The organism is Dyadobacter sandarakinus, from assembly GCF_016894445.1.
In the GTDB taxonomy this organism is placed as follows: Bacteria; Bacteroidota; Bacteroidia; order Cytophagales; family Spirosomataceae; genus Dyadobacter; species Dyadobacter sandarakinus.
In genome coordinates this window covers 2220418-2235686 of sequence record NZ_CP056775.1, presented here as the reverse complement: position 1 = coordinate 2235686, position 15269 = coordinate 2220418, and the positions used below count along the sequence as shown (strand labels likewise).

The window sequence follows — 15269 nt, the reverse complement described above, 5'->3', positions numbered from 1 at the left end:
CATCCACCGAATGATAGATCTGAAACAATTTGAAGTCTGGTTTGTTACTGGCAGCCAGCACCTGTATGGAGAAGACACGCTCCGGCAGGTAGACGGACATTCACGCACGATCAGTAACTTCCTCGACCAGCATCCGGACATTCCCGTGCGGATTGTATTCAGGCCGGTCGTTAAAACACCGGACGAAATATATGAGGTACTGCAGCAGGCCAGCAACAGCAGTCAATGCATAGGGGTTATTGCATGGATGCATACTTTTTCTCCCGCTAAAATGTGGATCAGAGGCTTGCAGGCCTTACAAAAACCCCTGCTGCACCTGCATACCCAGTTCAACAGTGAAATTCCCTGGTCGGAGATTGACATGGACTTCATGAACCTCAACCAATCGGCGCACGGCGACCGGGAGTTTGGCTTTATGATGACCCGCATGAAGCTGAACCGGAAAGTAGTAGTCGGGCACTGGCAGGATACGCGGGTAGTTGCCGATATCGACCGGTGGGTGCGGGTGGCAGCAGCACGCCACGACCTGAAAGGCGCACGTATTGCGCGGTTCGGGGATAATATGCGGGAAGTAGCCGTGACGGAAGGTGATAAGGTGGCCGCCGAGCTGGCCTTTGGGTTTTCTGTCAATACCTATGCAGTAGGTGACCTGGTACAGGTGATCAATGCGGTTCCCGACAACGAAGTTGCGGCGCTGGCAGCTGCCTATGGTGAATTGTACGCACTGGCCGATGCATTGAAAGAAGGAGGAGCGCAGCATACCTCACTGACTGATGCCGCCAGGATTGAGCTGGGACTGCGTCATTTTCTTGAAAACGGAAATTTTAAAGGCTATACCAACACATTTGAAGATCTGCATGGCATGAAGCAGCTGCCGGGCATAGGTTCGCAGCGGATGATGGCAGCGGGCTTCGGCTACGCCGGCGAAGGCGACTGGAAGACAGCCGCCATGGTGAGGGCCTTGAAGGTCATGGCCAGCGGAATGCCAGGGGGAAATTCGTTTATGGAGGATTATACCTATCATTTCAGTCCGGGTGAAAACCTCGTGCTGGGCGCACACATGCTTGAAATTTGCCCGACTATCGCCCGCGACAAACCCTCATGTGAAGTGCATCCGCTCGGCATAGGCGGAAAAGAAGATCCCGTACGGCTCGTTTTCAATGCATCTGCGGGCCCGGCAATTAACGTCTCGCTGGTTGACCTGGGCAACCGGTTCAGGCTGCTGGTGAATGAAGTGGAAGCTGTGGAAGCGCCGCATGCATTACCGAAGCTGCCCGTTGCACGTGTTCTCTGGAAACCTCAGCCCGACATGCATACCGGCTGCGCAGCGTGGATTTATGCGGGTGGAGCACATCATACCGTGTACAGCCAGAACCTCAGCGTGGAGCATATCGAGATGTTTGCGGAAATGACGGGTACCGAGCTGGTGGTGATAGACAAGGATACAACCTTGCGCCAGCTGAAAAATGAGCTGCGATGGAGTGAAGCGTATTATCGTTAATGAAAGAAAAATGTCGAACTATACTTACCTGAAAGAGGCTGTTTATGAGGCCAATATGGAAATACCGCGCGAGCAGCTTGCAATTGCGACCTTCGGGAATGTGAGTGGTGTTGACAGGGCTGCGGGGGTGATGGCGATCAAGCCCAGCGGTGTTCCGTACCACAGGCTGCGGGTTGAGGATATTGTCGTGCTCGACCTTAATAACGTGGTGGTGGAAGGTACCATGCGTCCCTCATCGGATACCAAAACGCATGCATTGTTGTACAGGAGCTTCGCAGGCATTGGCGGGGTTTGTCATACGCATTCCACGTACGCCGTAGCATGGGCGCAGGCACTTTTGCCCATTCCTAACCTGGGTACCACCCACGCCGATCACCTGACCGTAGCCGTGCCGGTAACGGATGTGATGTCGGACGAGATGATCCTGCGTGATTATGAGACCGAAACGGGCCATCAGATCCTGGACTTGTTCAGCAGGGGATCACTCAACCCGGAGGAGGTGGAAATGGTACTGGTAGCCTGCCATGGTCCGTTTACCTGGGGTAAAGATCCGGCCAAGGCGGTGTACAATTCGGTTGTTCTGGAAGAAATTGCTAAAATGGCATACCTTACCCTGCAGCTCAATCCGGCCGCGACGGCAATCAAGCAAAGTCTGTGCGACAAGCATTATTTCCGCAAGCACGGGAAAGATGCCTATTACGGGCAGGGTTGCTGATCAGCTCTTTTTGTCGGTGCGCTTGGAAGCAAGGTCCCGCATCTGGCGAAGTGCATCCTGCCGCGACATGCGTTTGTCGCTGGACTTGGCCTCGTCAATCGCTTCCTTGCTGAACCGGCCTTTGAGAAAATTGACAATGCTGAATATCATGGTAGTTACATTCGATGGTTACCAAACTTATAAACAACATCTGTAATAAAAAAACTACCAGCACTCAGAAATGATGCTGGTAGTTTAATGTTTTTAAACGTTGAGTATAAATCGATGTGTGTGACTAGCTGAGTATCTCCTTTTTCCTCTTGCTGCCCGGACTGAATTCGTCCTGTATCCAGCGAACAAAATTATTGGAGTTGGTTTTGTAGATCTCGATGGAAAGGGGCTTAATCCCGCTGAACTCTACTTCTTTAACGTACTGTGCATGCAACTTAAGGATTTCGGATAATGTACTGCTGTCTGTTTTCATATTGCCTTATTGACGATTGATCAATACCGATGCAACATTTACCAATAAAGTCGTACCTAAACTTATAAAATTCAAGCAAAAAATAAGTTTTATACCAGGTATAATTTGAAATTTTATATAAAATCAAAAATGGCACTTTGCGAAGTTGCCTGAAAGCTGCCAAATGGATTCCAGAATGTACAGTTTTGGGACAACTTGGGTAGTTGTAGCGTAGGAGGGGGCAATCGGATATTTGGGAGATCAGGCTCTCATCAATATAAACTATTGTCAGGCAAGCAGTTAAATGCCTAATTTTTGGCAAAGAAACGGGATTTCGAGGGGCTTCGAAAGCAGGTCAATGATATGCGGGCTGGCTTTTGCCTTTTCAATATCGCGGGTGTCGATGGTAGACGAAAGCATAAATATTTTAATTTTCTGCTTAACTAGTTCAGGTGCCTGGTCAAATTCTTCTATAAATTCGAAACCATTCATATCCGGCATCTGCAGATCGAGCAAAATAACGGTGTCCGGCAGGTTTTCGCCTGCCGTCACCAGATGTTTCAATGCCTCCCTGGCTGAGTTAAACGTTTTGACCGAGGCTGTAATACCGCTTTTCAGGAGCATTTTCTCGTATATAAACAGGTCAAATGCACTGTCGTCTATCAGACAGAAATGTAGGAGCGGAGTCATGCCAATCTATTTGTGTATCGAGGGTATGTTTATTTCGAATGTACTTCCTTCTCCGATTTTTGATGTTACGTTAATTTCACCTGCCAGCTTTGCAATGGCTTCATGCACGATGTATAGCCCGATACCCGACCCGCTGTTTGTGGCCCCCGCGCGGTAAAACATTCTGAATATCTTGTCCAGATCGTTTTCCTTGATACCCAGTCCGTTGTCCCGCACAATGATCCTGGCGTGCTCGGTAGTCGCTTTGATCGTCAGGTGTACGTAAGGATCCGCCTTGGTCTTGTCCTGAAATTTGACTGCGTTGTTGATGAGGTTATTGAAAATGATCCGCAGCTTCATCAGGTCAGACTGGAAAATGCCTTCCTGATCTATCTCGGTCACCATCCGCAGATTACCAAATTCGGGCAGGTACTGGATCGTAGCCTGCACCTCCGTGACCAGCTCCTCGAAGCTGATGTTGGTGATGACCGGTACGCCCCGCGCGTTTTTGTAGTAATCAATGATGTTGATGATAAAGGTGTCGAGCTTCTTAACCGACTGCCTGATCAGGTCCAGGTACTCATTTTGTGACTTTACGTCGTCTTCCAGCAATGCAAGGTTTACAATGCCGAGTACCGACATCAGCGGTGCGCGCAGGTCGTGGGAGGCGCTGTATACAAACTTGTCCAGCTCTTCATTGGCCTTTTGAAGGTCCATGTTGCGCTGTTTGAGGTCCTCCCTTGTCTTGTAGATGTCATAAGCCTGAGAAATGGCCGTTTCCACGTACTGGTAATCCCAGGGCTTATCGATGAACCTGAACACCTCGCCCTTGTTAATCGCATCGATGGCCGCACTGATATCCGTGTGGCCGGTAATGAGGATGCGGATCGGCTTGGGGTATTTGGTCCGGATCTTCTCAAAGAACTGCACACCCGTCATGATCGGCATGCGCTGATCTGCCAGTACAATGCAGAAGTCTTTCTTTTCAAGCAACTCTTCGGCTTCCAGGACTGAAGGCGTGATGGTAATGTCGTATTGCTTGCGGAAGGATGCTTTAAAGGAGTGCAGATTGTGCTCCTCGTCATCTATATACAGAATAGTAATAGCTTTTTCACTCATAGGCTACCGGGCTTAGCTGTTTTTGATGTTTAACAGGAAGTGTAATTAAAAATTCGGTCCCTTGTCCCACTTCGGTGTTGACCTGGATGGTACCCTTATGGACGTCTATTATCTTAAATACGATAGAAAGACCAAGTCCGGTACCATCACCTACTTGTTTTGTTGTAAAAAAAGGTTCAAAAATTTTGGCGCGTACCTCCGGCGGCATGCCCGGCCCATTGTCGCGGATGGAAATAGCTACGTGATCCGTGTCGTTCAGCCACGACCTGACCCAGATGGTCGGGGTTTTCCCATCCTGCTTTTCTTTTTGCAGGGCGTAAATGGAGTTCGTGAGAATGTTCATGAAAACCTGGTTCAGCTTGCCAGCAAAACACTCGATACTCGGGATGGCACCCAGCTCTTTCACCAGCTTAATGCTGTTGCCAATCTGGTAATTCAGAATGATCAGCGTGGATTCAATCCCTTCATTTACATTCACTACATTCAGGTCAGCCTCGTCCAGGCGGGAGAATATTTTAAGTCCTTTCACGATCTCAACCGTGCGGTGAGCGCCATCTTCCATTCCTTTCAGCAGTGTTCCAAGCTCGGTTTTCACGTATTCCAGGTCAAGGTCTTCTTTCAGGCGGTCAATTTCTTTCATCTTGGACTGCAGCTCGTCCACCGAAGCAATGCTGTGCAGCTCATCGTAGGAACTGAGGATTTCGAGCACATCGTCAATATCGCGGCGGAGCGGTTTGATGTTGGAGCTCACAAAGTTGATCGGGTTATTGATTTCGTGGGCGATACCCGCCGTAAGCTGACCCAGGGATGCCATTTTCTCAGAATCGATGAGCTGGGTCTGCGTGTCTTTGAGCTTGGTGAGGGTTACACTCAGCTCGCTGTTTGCTTTCCGCAGCTCGGTGGTGCGTTCCAGCACATTGCGTTCGAGTACAATGTTTTGTTCCATGATAATTTTTTCATTCTCAAGAGAAATACGCAGTGCCTGTTCCTGCGACAGCTCCTTTTCTTTTTTCAATGCATTGATCTTGTCTGCCAGCGCTATGGACAGCAGGACAATTTCAAGGATCGAGCCCAGCTGCATGGTGTAGGTAGTGAGCGTATTATAAGGTAGTATGTTAAAGTTACGCAGCACCATCAGGAACAGCCCGAGCAAAAACAAAGACCAGGCCAGCAGAAAAAGTCTGGCCGGGCGATATCCTTCGCGCGACAGTCTGAGACCAATCACGAACAAGCCCACGGCACCCAGACCACCCGAAGCATCCACTGCCCTGAAACTCAGCATTTCCAGTCCGGCTATACTGAGCAGGCCGGCTGAGGCATAGAGTGCCATGATCACGTAGGTAATGCGCACGCCGGCAGGCCACTTTTCTTCGAGCTGAAGAAAATTTTTCACAAAAAACATTGCAAAAATACCTGCCAGGGCTGAGAACCACATGGACGATATTGCATCAAATCCCGGGTGCATCGGCCACAGGTACTTGAATGCATACCCCGAGAGCGCCATCTGCGCCAATCCCACGCAAAGTACATACAGCACGTAGAAAAGGTAGCTGCGGTCGCCGACCGAGAAGAAAATGAACATGTTATAAAGCACCATCACGATGATGATACCGGCGAAGATCCCGTTGATGGTTTCATTGAGCTGGGAAGCATCGAAAAAGCTCGACTGATCGCGTACAATCATTGGCAGGATCACCTGATTGAGCCCTTTAACGCGCATCAGGTAAGTTACCGTGCTGCCTTTGGGTATGTTGAGGCGGAAAACCAGGTTCTGGTGCTTTATGTCCCTGACCTCGAAGGTATCCCGCTGCCGGAACTTGCGGAGTAAGGTTGTCCCGCCCGCATCCACCCTGAAAAGCTGGGCATTGTGTATGAAAGAGTGTGCAAGTTCAAGGTAAAGCAGCGGGCTGGGTGCCGCATTGTCAACCGAGAACCGGATCCAGAAGGTAGATTGCGTCAGGCTCTTATTGGGAACATCACCTTCGCTCCGGGTAAAATTGTTCTGGCTGAGTACCTGCTGATCCGTAAGACGTCCGGAGGGGTCCTCAAAAATTTCCAGATATTTCCCGATTACCATCGATCCTCCCGAGAAATGCACTGTATCACCGAAGGTCCGGCCCGATGCCAGGACGAGTGCGATGAAAAGGAGCGGTCTGAGCAGTTTCATAGATGGCGCTAAATCTTAATGTCCAGATTATAGTAAATGGAAATATCACCTTTTGGGCCGTTGTCAAAAGCATGCTGTACAGGTTCGTCGCGGAGGCTGAAAATACGTTCTTTCTCCTCTTCCTTTGCCAGGGGCAGGCCACCCAGGTCCTTAATAATGATCGCTGTTGCCACTAGGCCTTCCTTCGGATAGTAAAAAACCCCGTTGTTACCCAGATCAGTAATGATCTCAAACCCAAGCCGCAGGCACTGCCGGAGGGTAGGCGGCGAGCATAGCGCCAGGAGGTTGTCCACGGCAATCTGCGCAGTAATGGCCACGCCGATCCTGCCAAGGAAAATACTCCCGATCCCAAAGCCAGCCACCTCTTTCGAGTTGAACAAGCCGCAGAACTCCGCAATGCGATGGTTGCCCAGCCCCTGCATATATTCGACGATCCGCTGGTCTTTCTTAAAAATCGCACCCTCCATCGGCAGGTTCATCTGCTCGCTCCGGAGTTGTATCCTTCCGCCGCCGTAAATCTTGTCACCGTTTTCCGATTCCACGATGATGACGTACGTGTCTTCATCATAAAGCCAGTCGTGATTGGCAGATGTGACCTGTTTCACACCGTAAGCTTCCAGGACTTTCCTGTGCCCATCGATATATCTTAGACTGGTCTCAATGTCGTCAGGAGATTTATAAGCTCTGATTTTGGCTATCATTAAATCTCTTCGTTTACTAAGAACAAAACTTCATCCAGTGGAAGGTGGTTTATCTTGGCCTCTGACGATTCTGTTTTTGCAATTTTAAAAAGAAAAGTATCTGATGGTTTAGCGTCAGAAACAATGATTTGCTTATATGTATTTTCAAGGGGTAAAAGCCTTTGTATTTCCTGCTGGTCAAGTCCGTCGCCTGTTTCCAGCCGTGCGAACAAGTAGGTAGGGGATAAAAGCGGCTCTGCTGAAAGACCATAACGGGCCAGGGCTCCGGTTAGTTTCTGAGCTGCGGCTCCGGCCCTGAATGCACCTTCACGCCCCGGTTCGTTAACCGAAATAACGGCTATGGAACCATCTCCCGCAAGTTCGGCTGTCCGGGTCTGAACAAGCAGCTTACCGCCGCCGATGCTGCGCATGGTGTCGGCCACCTTGTGGTCCCGCAGCATGCCGAGCGCCATCTGGCGCACCGGACTGGCTTTTGCAGCTGGTGCACCAGGCTGGCCGGCAGGGGAGTTTCCACGCCTGAAAAAGTCATGATGTCCCCAGGGGTTGAGCTGCGTGACAAGTTCACACTCACTTACAATTTCAGCAACCTTTGTAATTGTACCCGGATCGTTCAGCAATCCGACCTGCACCTTGCCGTCATTTTCAAGTTCTGCCTTCAAAGCATTTAGTATGGCTTGTTCAGAGGTATTTTCCGCAATCTCGGTGGTACCGGATTCAGGGTTTACCGTACGATCCATTTCCTGAAACCGGATAGCTGCTACGAGTTCCGGGGCTTCATGATACGGAAAAAGCTGGGTTATTGCTTCATAACCCAGCTTTTTGCCTGTTGATCCTATATTTTCGCACGCGGCCCCAAATGCAAGCATGGCAGCAATATCCTGGTGGTTGGCAAATGAAAACGATTGCCGGCGGTCGTGAAACAACATCAGGTACCCGTTTCGGAAAACCCACTTCCAGGCCTTTTCGGTACCACCGGGATGTGCGCCGCAACCGGCTTCCACAATTTGCCGCAGCGTGTCTTCCGGCAATGTAACCCCACGGTTAACAGATAACGAATCGGCTATACGCACGGCTTTTTGCAGGTCGAAAGCCGGGTGAGGATTGACCGGATCAAACGCCGGCGCCGGAACCGGGTCGCCAACAATTTGCTCAAGATCAACGTAATACCTCCCGGATGCAGAGAAGTGGCCGAGCAAAATTCTGCGGCAAACATCTCCGACAACACCGCCGCCCAGGGTTACCGCGCTGGCGAGCTGCGGCCAGGTGCCAATGCTTTGCCCTACTTCGAGGAGCGACAATCGGCCGCGGCGCGAGGTATTGGGCGCGTCAATGATTTTCAGAACGAGTGAAAAGCGATCTGCCGGAGCGATATTCCGCAGCTTTTCTTCCGGTATATTATTTAGTATTCCGTGCAGGATGGGCCTGGACGGATCAAGATCAAAGCGCTCAACATCCACCATGCCACGGTCACTGGTTTCCATAACGACCGGGACCGACAAACTTTTGGCTACCTGCCTGCAGAGGATCTTCACTTCCAGGTCGTCACATTCGTCCACCAGAATGTCGAGCCGGGCGTTGCCCAGCAGAAAGTCGTGGATGTTGTCAGACGTAATACCTTCTGTAAAGCATTCAATGTGGAGATAGGGATCAATTTCGGCGATTTCTCTCGCAGTAACCACACATTTATTGATCCCTATATTATGGATGCCGGTTTTGATGCGGTTCAGGTTGCTGAGCTCGATGGTGTCGAAGTCCGCCAGTTTGAGCCGGCCGCAGACACGCTCCGTGGCAATGCTAAGCGCGACGGCATTGCCTACCGAAAGACCTATGATCCCGATGGTTTTACCTGCGAGTGCGGCTTGCTCTGCCGGCGTGATCTTGTACTGGTTGCGGCTGGTTCTGAGCTCGGTAAACTCGTGTTCATCAAGGATGTGCAGCATCCGGTTCGACCATGGGTAGTATACCCAGGTACCTTCCAGTTCTACGTGCTTGCCGGCTGCCCACGACTGGTATATTTCGTCTAACTGGCTGGCTGTAAGTCGCGCTGCCGGATTCCTGATTTTGAAAAGCTCCTTTTTTTGTGATTCAAGAAAATCCAGAACTACTGCGCCCTGGTACTCCCTGAAAATCGTTTCAAAATCAGCCGCGTTTTTGTACAGTTCCTTCGAAATAACAGTGGGTTTGAAAACTTTACTAATTTCTGATTCCTGATTCATTGCGTTAATATTGAGAGGGATACCTCACGTTCTGACCAAAATCAAGAGGTACAAATCACTGATAGTCACAAATTTTGACGAAAGATTACGAATCTTCCTGATCCGACAAAACTTTGGATAGCCTACAATGCACAGTGTATGTAATTATTGCACAAATTGCGAATTAATTTTGGTAAAACTACCAACGGTAGCGCCACCGACAAAATATTTAAACAGTAACAAAGAAATTTTTGTGCCTCTGACTATATTCATACAACTTTTTATAAAAATATGAAGAAAAACATAGGTATGTTCACGGAGGCATAGAATTAATAGTATAATATTATAAAATACTTCGTTTCTTTAACAACAAAGTTTGAAGGCGCTGTAATAAAGTATAGAAATTTTGCAAAATGGATAGCAAAGGAAAGATTAACGTTCTCTATGTCGATGACGAGATCAATAATCTTAACTCGTTCAAGGCCGCATTCAGGCGGGATTACAACATTCTTGTTGCTACATCGGGACGAGAGGGACTCGAATTGTTGAGAAACAATATAGTACATGTGATCATTACCGATCAAAGAATGCCCGAGATGACCGGGGTAGATTTTCTAATAGAAGTCCTGAAAGAGTTTGAGGATCCTGTAAGAATACTTTTGACCGGGTATACAGATATTACTGCGGTGATTGATGCAGTTAATAAGGGGCATATATACTACTATCTTAATAAACCCTGGGACGAGCAGCAGCTCAGGATCATTATCAAAAATGCATACGAGATTTTTCATCTGCGCGAACAGAACAAGGAGCTGATTGAAAAACTGACGGATGTGAATGGTCAGCTGGAATTCCTCCTCAGGCAGAATTTGCTTTCCTGAGGAAGCAGGTAGGTCACCCTTTCACTGTGCCTTGCGCCTGAACAAAACCGGCATGCGTACCGCAATGCCGGGGCCCAGCCTCTTGACAAGGTAGGTTGCCATCGAAAAAAAGCACGATATCAGCAGTGCAAGGCATAATATAGCCGTGAGCAGCAGGTTTCCGATTGCTTTGAGAAAAATGATGACTTCCATGATGATGCTGTTTTATGGTTGTGTGCTTTTTTGCCGTGTGCTAAAAATATTATACCAGTAAGCGTGTCTGGAGCTGGGTAATACGAGACGGCATTATGAGTTGGTATTCTTTTTTTATTGCTGCTGCTTTGGCTGATACAGCCGATGTTGAACCTGAATACATAATCCAATGAAAAAGATCATCGCCATCGGAGTTATCTCCGGAATCGTCATTTACGCATTCGTAACTTCCTATGTAAGCCGGCTGGAATCCAGCATCAGACAGGAAGCCGACGTTTAATGCAAAAACTTTCCCACTGGATCATGCCGGTTCTCGGGCTGGCTATGCTCTGGTCAGGCAGTTGTAAGCCTGCAAAAGCGCCTGACCCCGTCGTAATTACGCCCGATTCCGTCGCCAGGGATACGGCCATGGCCGTCAATCCTGACGAAGTACTCGCTGCATCAGCACGGTTTGGAAGCGGATATGTGTTTGCGGACAGTGCATTGAAAGTTATTACAGGGACCTTTCGCCAGGCAAACGATTTTATCGGGAGCCCTGTGACCATGAGCTACACTTTTGTGGCCCCCGAAATGGACACCATGCAGTACCGCCCCTTTGTGCTGATGGTGCACGAGGGGGCTTTTCTGTTTGGAGATCAGGTCAATGAGCTGGGGAAGGCCCGGTACCTGGCCCGCAAGGGTTATGCGGTTGCGTGTATTAACTACCGTTTAGGTTTCAATGGTGGTAGTGAGGCTAATCCATGCGGTGGCAATACCATGGAAGTGGTTCAGGCAGTATACCGGGCGGTGCAGGATACCTACGCCGCTTTGCATTTTTTTGCAGGCAAATCGGAAGCATACGGCATTGACCGCGGCCAGATGATCCTGGCGGGCAGCAGTGCCGGTGCCATTACCGTTTCCGCGCTGGCTTACATGAAAGAAATTGATTTTGAATCGCTCCAAACCGGGATTATCAACACGCTCGGGCGGCTCGATCCCGATCCCAATGGAAAAGCATTCAGTGTGCGGGCTTTGCTGACCTACCTGGGTTACGGCGTTTTTAAAACAAGCTATATCAAGCCTGATAATGTAAAACCGACCGTTTTCTTTCAGAGAACCGGCGACGACATACTTCCCTATGAAAAAGGCAATCTGTTTTTCTGTCCCTTTTACCTCACTTCCGAGGGCGCAAGGCCGGTTTCGCAGGAGCTGAAAAAACTGGCGGTACCTTACGAGCTCAACTTCCAGCCTGAGACCGGCCACCAGCTCAGCTACTCGAATGAGTATGTAGCCAATCGGTATGCCATGTTCATGAAGCGTTTATGGGGTAAAGATTACCGCCAGCTCACCATCCGGAATTACACAACGCAGGAAGATCTGGTACTGCCTTAGCTGCGGGCAATGAGGTGTTTTTTCAGGTAGGCAGATAGTTTTACTTCCAGGTACTCGTGCGAAAAATGGGCTGCAATAAGCGTTACGGCTGTGGTAAGCAGCAGGAATGCCGTACCTGAACTGTATATAGGGTAACCCAGCTTTTGAAAAATCAGCGTGAACGTAACCAGTACGGGTAAATGCAGAAGGTAGATGGAGAAAGATACATCTCCCACCCAGACCAGAGCGCCCGGCAAGCGCGTGTTTTTTCCTGCATAATGAAAAAGGCACGCGCAAAGAACCAGCAGCGAGCCTGCACCCCATTGCAAAATTCCCAGGCCGCCGAAAAACCCGGAAAGATACTGCCACGTTCCCAGTGAAATACAGGCAGCAAACAGCCACTTGCGGGAAAACAGCTGAATCATGAAATGCTGCAGACCCGGCTGGCAGTACACGAGCCCGACAACCACTCCCGCCACGAAGTTCCATATCACCGGGTTTGTAATCAGATTGACGTAATCATGCCCGTAGTCGGGTACCAGATGCGGCTGTAAGGTGAAAAAGCCCAGGTATGCCGGCAATGCGATGAGCGTGAGCATGCTCCAAGCGAAAAAGACATACCAGCGCGCCCGGCCGAAAAGCATGCAGATGCCGACAAGGGCGTAAAAGTAGATTTCATAGTTGAGGCTCCACCCGATAGATAAGGTTGCATATCCGTAAAATGGTGGATCAACAGCCGCGGCGGGATAAAAGGCGAGACTCCGCAAAAGCATGTTGATTGCGCCCGGCGGTGCCTGGAACCTGTGCACCAGATAGTAGTACGCCAGTGTGATAATCGCATAGACAGGCCAGATCCGGACGAGCCTTCTGACCAGAAAATACCAGGTCGCAGCCTTTCTTGACGAAGAACCACGCGTGGTATAAACCATAATGAAGCCACTGATCAGAAAGAAAAGACTCACGCCCGCTGCACCGGAATTAAAAAGGAAATCAAGTTCTGCCTTGAACGGATCGTCGTTCCGGGTAATGTCTTTCAGGTGGTAAATGGTCACGAGCAGCGCAGCAATACCCCGCAAAACCTGAATGCTTTCAATTTTGGGAGTAAGGAGCAGCTGCTGTCCTGCCGCTGGCTTTGTATAGGTATTCAAATGTTATCGGAACTGGTTGAGTAGGGTAAATGTAGTTCAAAGTTTGAAATCTGTGATTGCTTCACCTGTTTCTGATCATTGGTGCGCAGGGAGGAGCCGGCAGGGCATAATTTTTAAACTAACCGGAATGTATCAAACGCGTAAGTCATGAATGATTCTTCTCTGGTTGTAAAGAGCACGATTTCTGTGGAAGCCCCTTTGTCCAAGGTATGGGAAGTACTGGTCGCTCCCAAGTACATCCGTCAGTGGGATAACCTGCCGCAGGACTTCGACGATTTTTACCTGGAAGAAGGCCGGGTAATTGAATGGACGGGAATGTCGAAGTTAACTGTTACAAATGCGGAGCCTTACGAGCTTTTGCGGCTTTCCTTCTATGAACAAAAATGGGAAAAGCCTGCTGCGGCATACGATATTGCCTACACCTACCGGCTGTCGCAGGAAGATAAGGGTACGCTGCTAAGTCTCGAAATCGGAGATTTCGGCGTTTTGGTGAACGGACAGGAATACTTTGACGCCTCTGTGGAAATCGCAGAAAAATCATTAACAAAGATCAAAAGTCTGGCAGAAAACAGGGTTTAGCTGGTGACTTATTATATTTGTCATTATCACTTTCCGGTTTATGGAGCCCAGTACTAAATTATATTACGACACCAACGAAGTAGCTGAAATGGTTGGTTGCGAACCGTCGGCATTAAGGTTCTGGGAAAAGAAATTCCCGCAGCTCAATCCCAAGCGTGATAGCCGCAACCGGCGCAGGTACACCGAGCGCGACATTGAAATCATCCGCAAGATCATGCACCAGCGCGACAAGCAGGGGCGGACCATTAAAGGGGCACGCGAACAAATGCGGAGGAAAGAGGAAAATCAGCTGCTCATCCAGCGTTTGATGCGGGTCAGGAAGTTTCTTGTAGACATCCGTGAGCAGTTGTAATTGTTTAAATGCGCTTTTAAACCGGTTTGTCCATGAAGTACCTGATTCTGATTTCGATTCTTATTGGAGGCAAAGTTTCCAATGCCCAGCAATTTCCGGTTGCAGACCTGCGCAAACACATTGAGTACCTTGCTTCGGACGAACTGGAAGGTAGGGGTACGGCCAGCCTGGGCGAAATCAGAGCAGCCAATTACATTGCAAATGAATTCGTCGAACTCGGGATCAAGCCCGCGGGTGATCAGGGGACTTTCTTTCAGCCTTTCCAGGTCACCTTCGCGGTGGAAGGTGTGCCGCATACCCAGACTGCCCGGAATGTGGTGGGCTACCTGGATAACGGAGGTGCAAAAACCATCGTAATCGGTGCGCATTATGACCACCTGGGCAAAGGCTACCAGGGCAGCTCGCTTTCACCCGACAGCAGAAACAAGATCCACAATGGTGCGGACGACAATGCTTCCGGTGCCGCAGGCCTGATTGAACTGGCCCGGTATTTTGCCAAAAACAGCATCCGCGAAAAACACAACCTGCTCTTCATTGCATTCTCGGGCGAGGAGCTCGGGCTGCTCGGCTCCAAGTATTTTACCGAAAAACCAACCGTACCGCTCAGCTCAGTTTCCAGCATGATCAATATGGACATGATCGGGCGGCTTTCAAATGAAAAATCCCTGATCGTATCAGGGTGGGGTACGAGTGCGGCATGGGGCAGGCTGATCCCCGGACTGGCACAGGAATATCGGCTGAAATATACCGTAGATTCGTCAGGCGTCGGCGCTTCTGACCATACCTCTTTTTACCTCAAAAATATACCTGTAGTTCAGTTTTTCACAGGAGGTCACGCCGACTATCACAAGGTTTCCGATGATCCGGACAAGATCAACTATGAAGGCGAGGCGCGGATTCTCAGCTTGATTGCAAAGCTGGTTGAACAGCTGGACAAGGAAGCTGCTGAGCCTGAGTTTGTGACAACTTCCAACCCCCATGCCAATGCTACCGCCAGCAGCTTCAAGGTAACCATGGGCGTCATGCCCGATTACAGTTACACCGGGAAGGGCCTCAGGATCGACGATGTTTCCAAGGCGAGGCCTGCGGAGCAAGCGGGCATACAAGCCGGGGATGTCATTACCAGGCTGGCGGGCAAAGAAATTTCAGACATTTACGATTACATGGAAATCCTCGGGCACCACGAAAAGGGCGATCAGGTAGATGCAGAATTCCTGCGTGCCGGTAAGCTGCACAAGGTAAAGGTTACTTTCTGAGG

The 15269-nt window shown here is 49.6% G+C and carries 16 protein-coding genes; 7 read left to right on the top strand and 9 right to left on the bottom strand.

Going from position 1 to position 15269, the window contains the following annotated elements; all coding sequences use genetic code 11:
- Positions 1 to 10: 10 nt before the first annotated feature.
- Together araA and araD are read left to right on the top strand one after the other, a co-directional pair.
- Positions 11 to 1501, top strand: a complete 1491-nt coding sequence (gene araA, locus HWI92_RS08975; protein WP_204662914.1) for an L-arabinose isomerase — start codon at positions 11 to 13, stop codon at positions 1499 to 1501.
- A gap of 10 nt (positions 1502 to 1511) precedes the next feature.
- Positions 1512 to 2216: an L-ribulose-5-phosphate 4-epimerase AraD gene (gene araD, locus HWI92_RS08970; protein ID WP_204662912.1), complete on the top strand. Its 705-nt coding sequence runs from the start codon at positions 1512 to 1514 to the stop codon at positions 2214 to 2216.
- Here araD and HWI92_RS08965 read toward each other — a convergent pair whose 3' ends face one another.
- The 7 genes from HWI92_RS08965 to HWI92_RS08935 form a co-directional block, all read right to left on the bottom strand.
- Entirely contained in the window at positions 2217 to 2366 is a 150-nt protein-coding gene (locus HWI92_RS08965) for a hypothetical protein (protein WP_204662910.1), read from the bottom strand.
- 124 nt (positions 2367 to 2490) lie between these two features.
- The gene (locus tag HWI92_RS08960) at positions 2491 to 2679 is read right to left on the bottom strand and encodes a hypothetical protein (RefSeq protein ID WP_204662908.1); all 189 of its coding nucleotides are present in this window, start codon (positions 2677 to 2679) and stop codon (positions 2491 to 2493) included.
- A gap of 279 nt (positions 2680 to 2958) precedes the next feature.
- Positions 2959 to 3348, bottom strand: coding sequence for a response regulator (locus tag HWI92_RS08955; RefSeq protein ID WP_204662906.1), 390 nt, complete (start codon positions 3346 to 3348; stop codon positions 2959 to 2961).
- Between the two features lie 6 nt (positions 3349 to 3354).
- A complete protein-coding gene (locus HWI92_RS08950; RefSeq protein WP_204662903.1) occupies positions 3355 to 4446 on the bottom strand; it encodes a sensor histidine kinase in 1092 nt (363 codons plus the stop codon).
- A complete protein-coding gene (locus HWI92_RS08945) occupies positions 4439 to 6613 on the bottom strand; it encodes a sensor histidine kinase (protein ID WP_204662901.1) in 2175 nt (724 codons plus the stop codon). The genes HWI92_RS08950 and HWI92_RS08945 overlap by 8 nt, the downstream gene beginning before the upstream one ends.
- A gap of 8 nt (positions 6614 to 6621) precedes the next feature.
- A complete protein-coding gene (locus tag HWI92_RS08940; RefSeq protein ID WP_204662899.1) occupies positions 6622 to 7314 on the bottom strand; it encodes a hypothetical protein in 693 nt (230 codons plus the stop codon).
- Positions 7314 to 9530 (bottom strand): Rv1355c family protein, encoded by a 2217-nt coding sequence (locus HWI92_RS08935; protein ID WP_204662897.1) that lies wholly within the window; start codon positions 9528 to 9530, stop codon positions 7314 to 7316. Before HWI92_RS08935 ends, HWI92_RS08940 begins: the two co-directional genes overlap by 1 nt.
- A gap of 392 nt (positions 9531 to 9922) precedes the next feature.
- On the opposite strand from HWI92_RS08935, the gene HWI92_RS08930 reads away from it, so the two are divergent.
- Positions 9923 to 10390: a response regulator gene (locus HWI92_RS08930; RefSeq protein WP_204662895.1), complete on the top strand. Its 468-nt coding sequence runs from the start codon at positions 9923 to 9925 to the stop codon at positions 10388 to 10390.
- Positions 10391 to 10411: 21 nt separating this feature from the next.
- Here the strand turns inward: HWI92_RS08930 and HWI92_RS08925 are convergent, their stop codons facing one another.
- Positions 10412 to 10582: a hypothetical protein gene (locus HWI92_RS08925; RefSeq protein WP_204662893.1), complete on the bottom strand. Its 171-nt coding sequence runs from the start codon at positions 10580 to 10582 to the stop codon at positions 10412 to 10414.
- Positions 10583 to 10861: 279 nt separating this feature from the next.
- Between HWI92_RS08925 and HWI92_RS08920 the strand changes: the two genes are divergently transcribed.
- Positions 10862 to 11953, top strand: coding sequence for a carboxylesterase family protein (locus HWI92_RS08920; RefSeq protein ID WP_204662891.1), 1092 nt, complete (start codon positions 10862 to 10864; stop codon positions 11951 to 11953).
- Here HWI92_RS08920 and HWI92_RS08915 read toward each other — a convergent pair.
- On the bottom strand, positions 11950 to 13080 hold the full coding sequence (locus HWI92_RS08915; protein WP_229249189.1) for an acyltransferase family protein: 1131 nt from the start codon (positions 13078 to 13080) through the stop codon (positions 11950 to 11952). The genes HWI92_RS08920 and HWI92_RS08915 overlap by 4 nt on opposite strands.
- 147 nt (positions 13081 to 13227) lie before the next feature.
- On the opposite strand from HWI92_RS08915, the gene HWI92_RS08910 reads away from it, so the two are divergent.
- The 3 genes from HWI92_RS08910 to HWI92_RS08900 are packed head-to-tail and all read left to right on the top strand — an operon-like array spanning position 13228 to position 15267.
- Positions 13228 to 13659, top strand: coding sequence for an SRPBCC family protein (locus tag HWI92_RS08910; RefSeq protein ID WP_204662889.1), 432 nt, complete (start codon positions 13228 to 13230; stop codon positions 13657 to 13659).
- Positions 13660 to 13699: 40 nt separating this feature from the next.
- Positions 13700 to 14011: a MerR family transcriptional regulator gene (locus tag HWI92_RS08905; protein ID WP_204662887.1), complete on the top strand. Its 312-nt coding sequence runs from the start codon at positions 13700 to 13702 to the stop codon at positions 14009 to 14011.
- 32 nt (positions 14012 to 14043) lie between these two features.
- A complete protein-coding gene (locus tag HWI92_RS08900; RefSeq protein WP_204662885.1) occupies positions 14044 to 15267 on the top strand; it encodes a M20/M25/M40 family metallo-hydrolase in 1224 nt (407 codons plus the stop codon).
- Positions 15268 to 15269: the final 2 nt, after the last annotated feature.

Excerpts from the sequence above, each read along its gene's own strand:
- araD (WP_204662912.1), top strand. The coding sequence starts at position 1,512 with ATGTCGAACTATACTTACCTGAAAGAGGCTGTTTATGAGGCCAATATG.
- HWI92_RS08900 (WP_204662885.1), top strand. The coding sequence starts at position 14,044 with ATGAAGTACCTGATTCTGATTTCGATTCTTATTGGAGGCAAAGTTTCC.
- HWI92_RS08935 (WP_204662897.1), bottom strand. The coding sequence starts at position 9,530 with ATGAATCAGGAATCAGAAATTAGTAAAGTTTTCAAACCCACTGTTATT.
- HWI92_RS08905 (WP_204662887.1), top strand. The coding sequence starts at position 13,700 with ATGGAGCCCAGTACTAAATTATATTACGACACCAACGAAGTAGCTGAA.
- HWI92_RS08960 (WP_204662908.1), bottom strand. The coding sequence starts at position 2,679 with ATGAAAACAGACAGCAGTACATTATCCGAAATCCTTAAGTTGCATGCA.
- HWI92_RS08945 (WP_204662901.1), bottom strand. The coding sequence starts at position 6,613 with ATGAAACTGCTCAGACCGCTCCTTTTCATCGCACTCGTCCTGGCATCG.
- HWI92_RS08925 (WP_204662893.1), bottom strand. The coding sequence starts at position 10,582 with ATGGAAGTCATCATTTTTCTCAAAGCAATCGGAAACCTGCTGCTCACG.
- HWI92_RS08950 (WP_204662903.1), bottom strand. The coding sequence starts at position 4,446 with ATGAGTGAAAAAGCTATTACTATTCTGTATATAGATGACGAGGAGCAC.
- HWI92_RS08965 (WP_204662910.1), bottom strand. The coding sequence starts at position 2,366 with ATGATATTCAGCATTGTCAATTTTCTCAAAGGCCGGTTCAGCAAGGAA.
- HWI92_RS08940 (WP_204662899.1), bottom strand. The coding sequence starts at position 7,314 with ATGATAGCCAAAATCAGAGCTTATAAATCTCCTGACGACATTGAGACC.
- HWI92_RS08955 (WP_204662906.1), bottom strand. The coding sequence starts at position 3,348 with ATGACTCCGCTCCTACATTTCTGTCTGATAGACGACAGTGCATTTGAC.
- HWI92_RS08910 (WP_204662889.1), top strand. The coding sequence starts at position 13,228 with ATGAATGATTCTTCTCTGGTTGTAAAGAGCACGATTTCTGTGGAAGCC.
- araA (WP_204662914.1), top strand. The coding sequence starts at position 11 with ATGATAGATCTGAAACAATTTGAAGTCTGGTTTGTTACTGGCAGCCAG.
- HWI92_RS08920 (WP_204662891.1), top strand. The coding sequence starts at position 10,862 with ATGCAAAAACTTTCCCACTGGATCATGCCGGTTCTCGGGCTGGCTATG.
- HWI92_RS08930 (WP_204662895.1), top strand. The coding sequence starts at position 9,923 with ATGGATAGCAAAGGAAAGATTAACGTTCTCTATGTCGATGACGAGATC.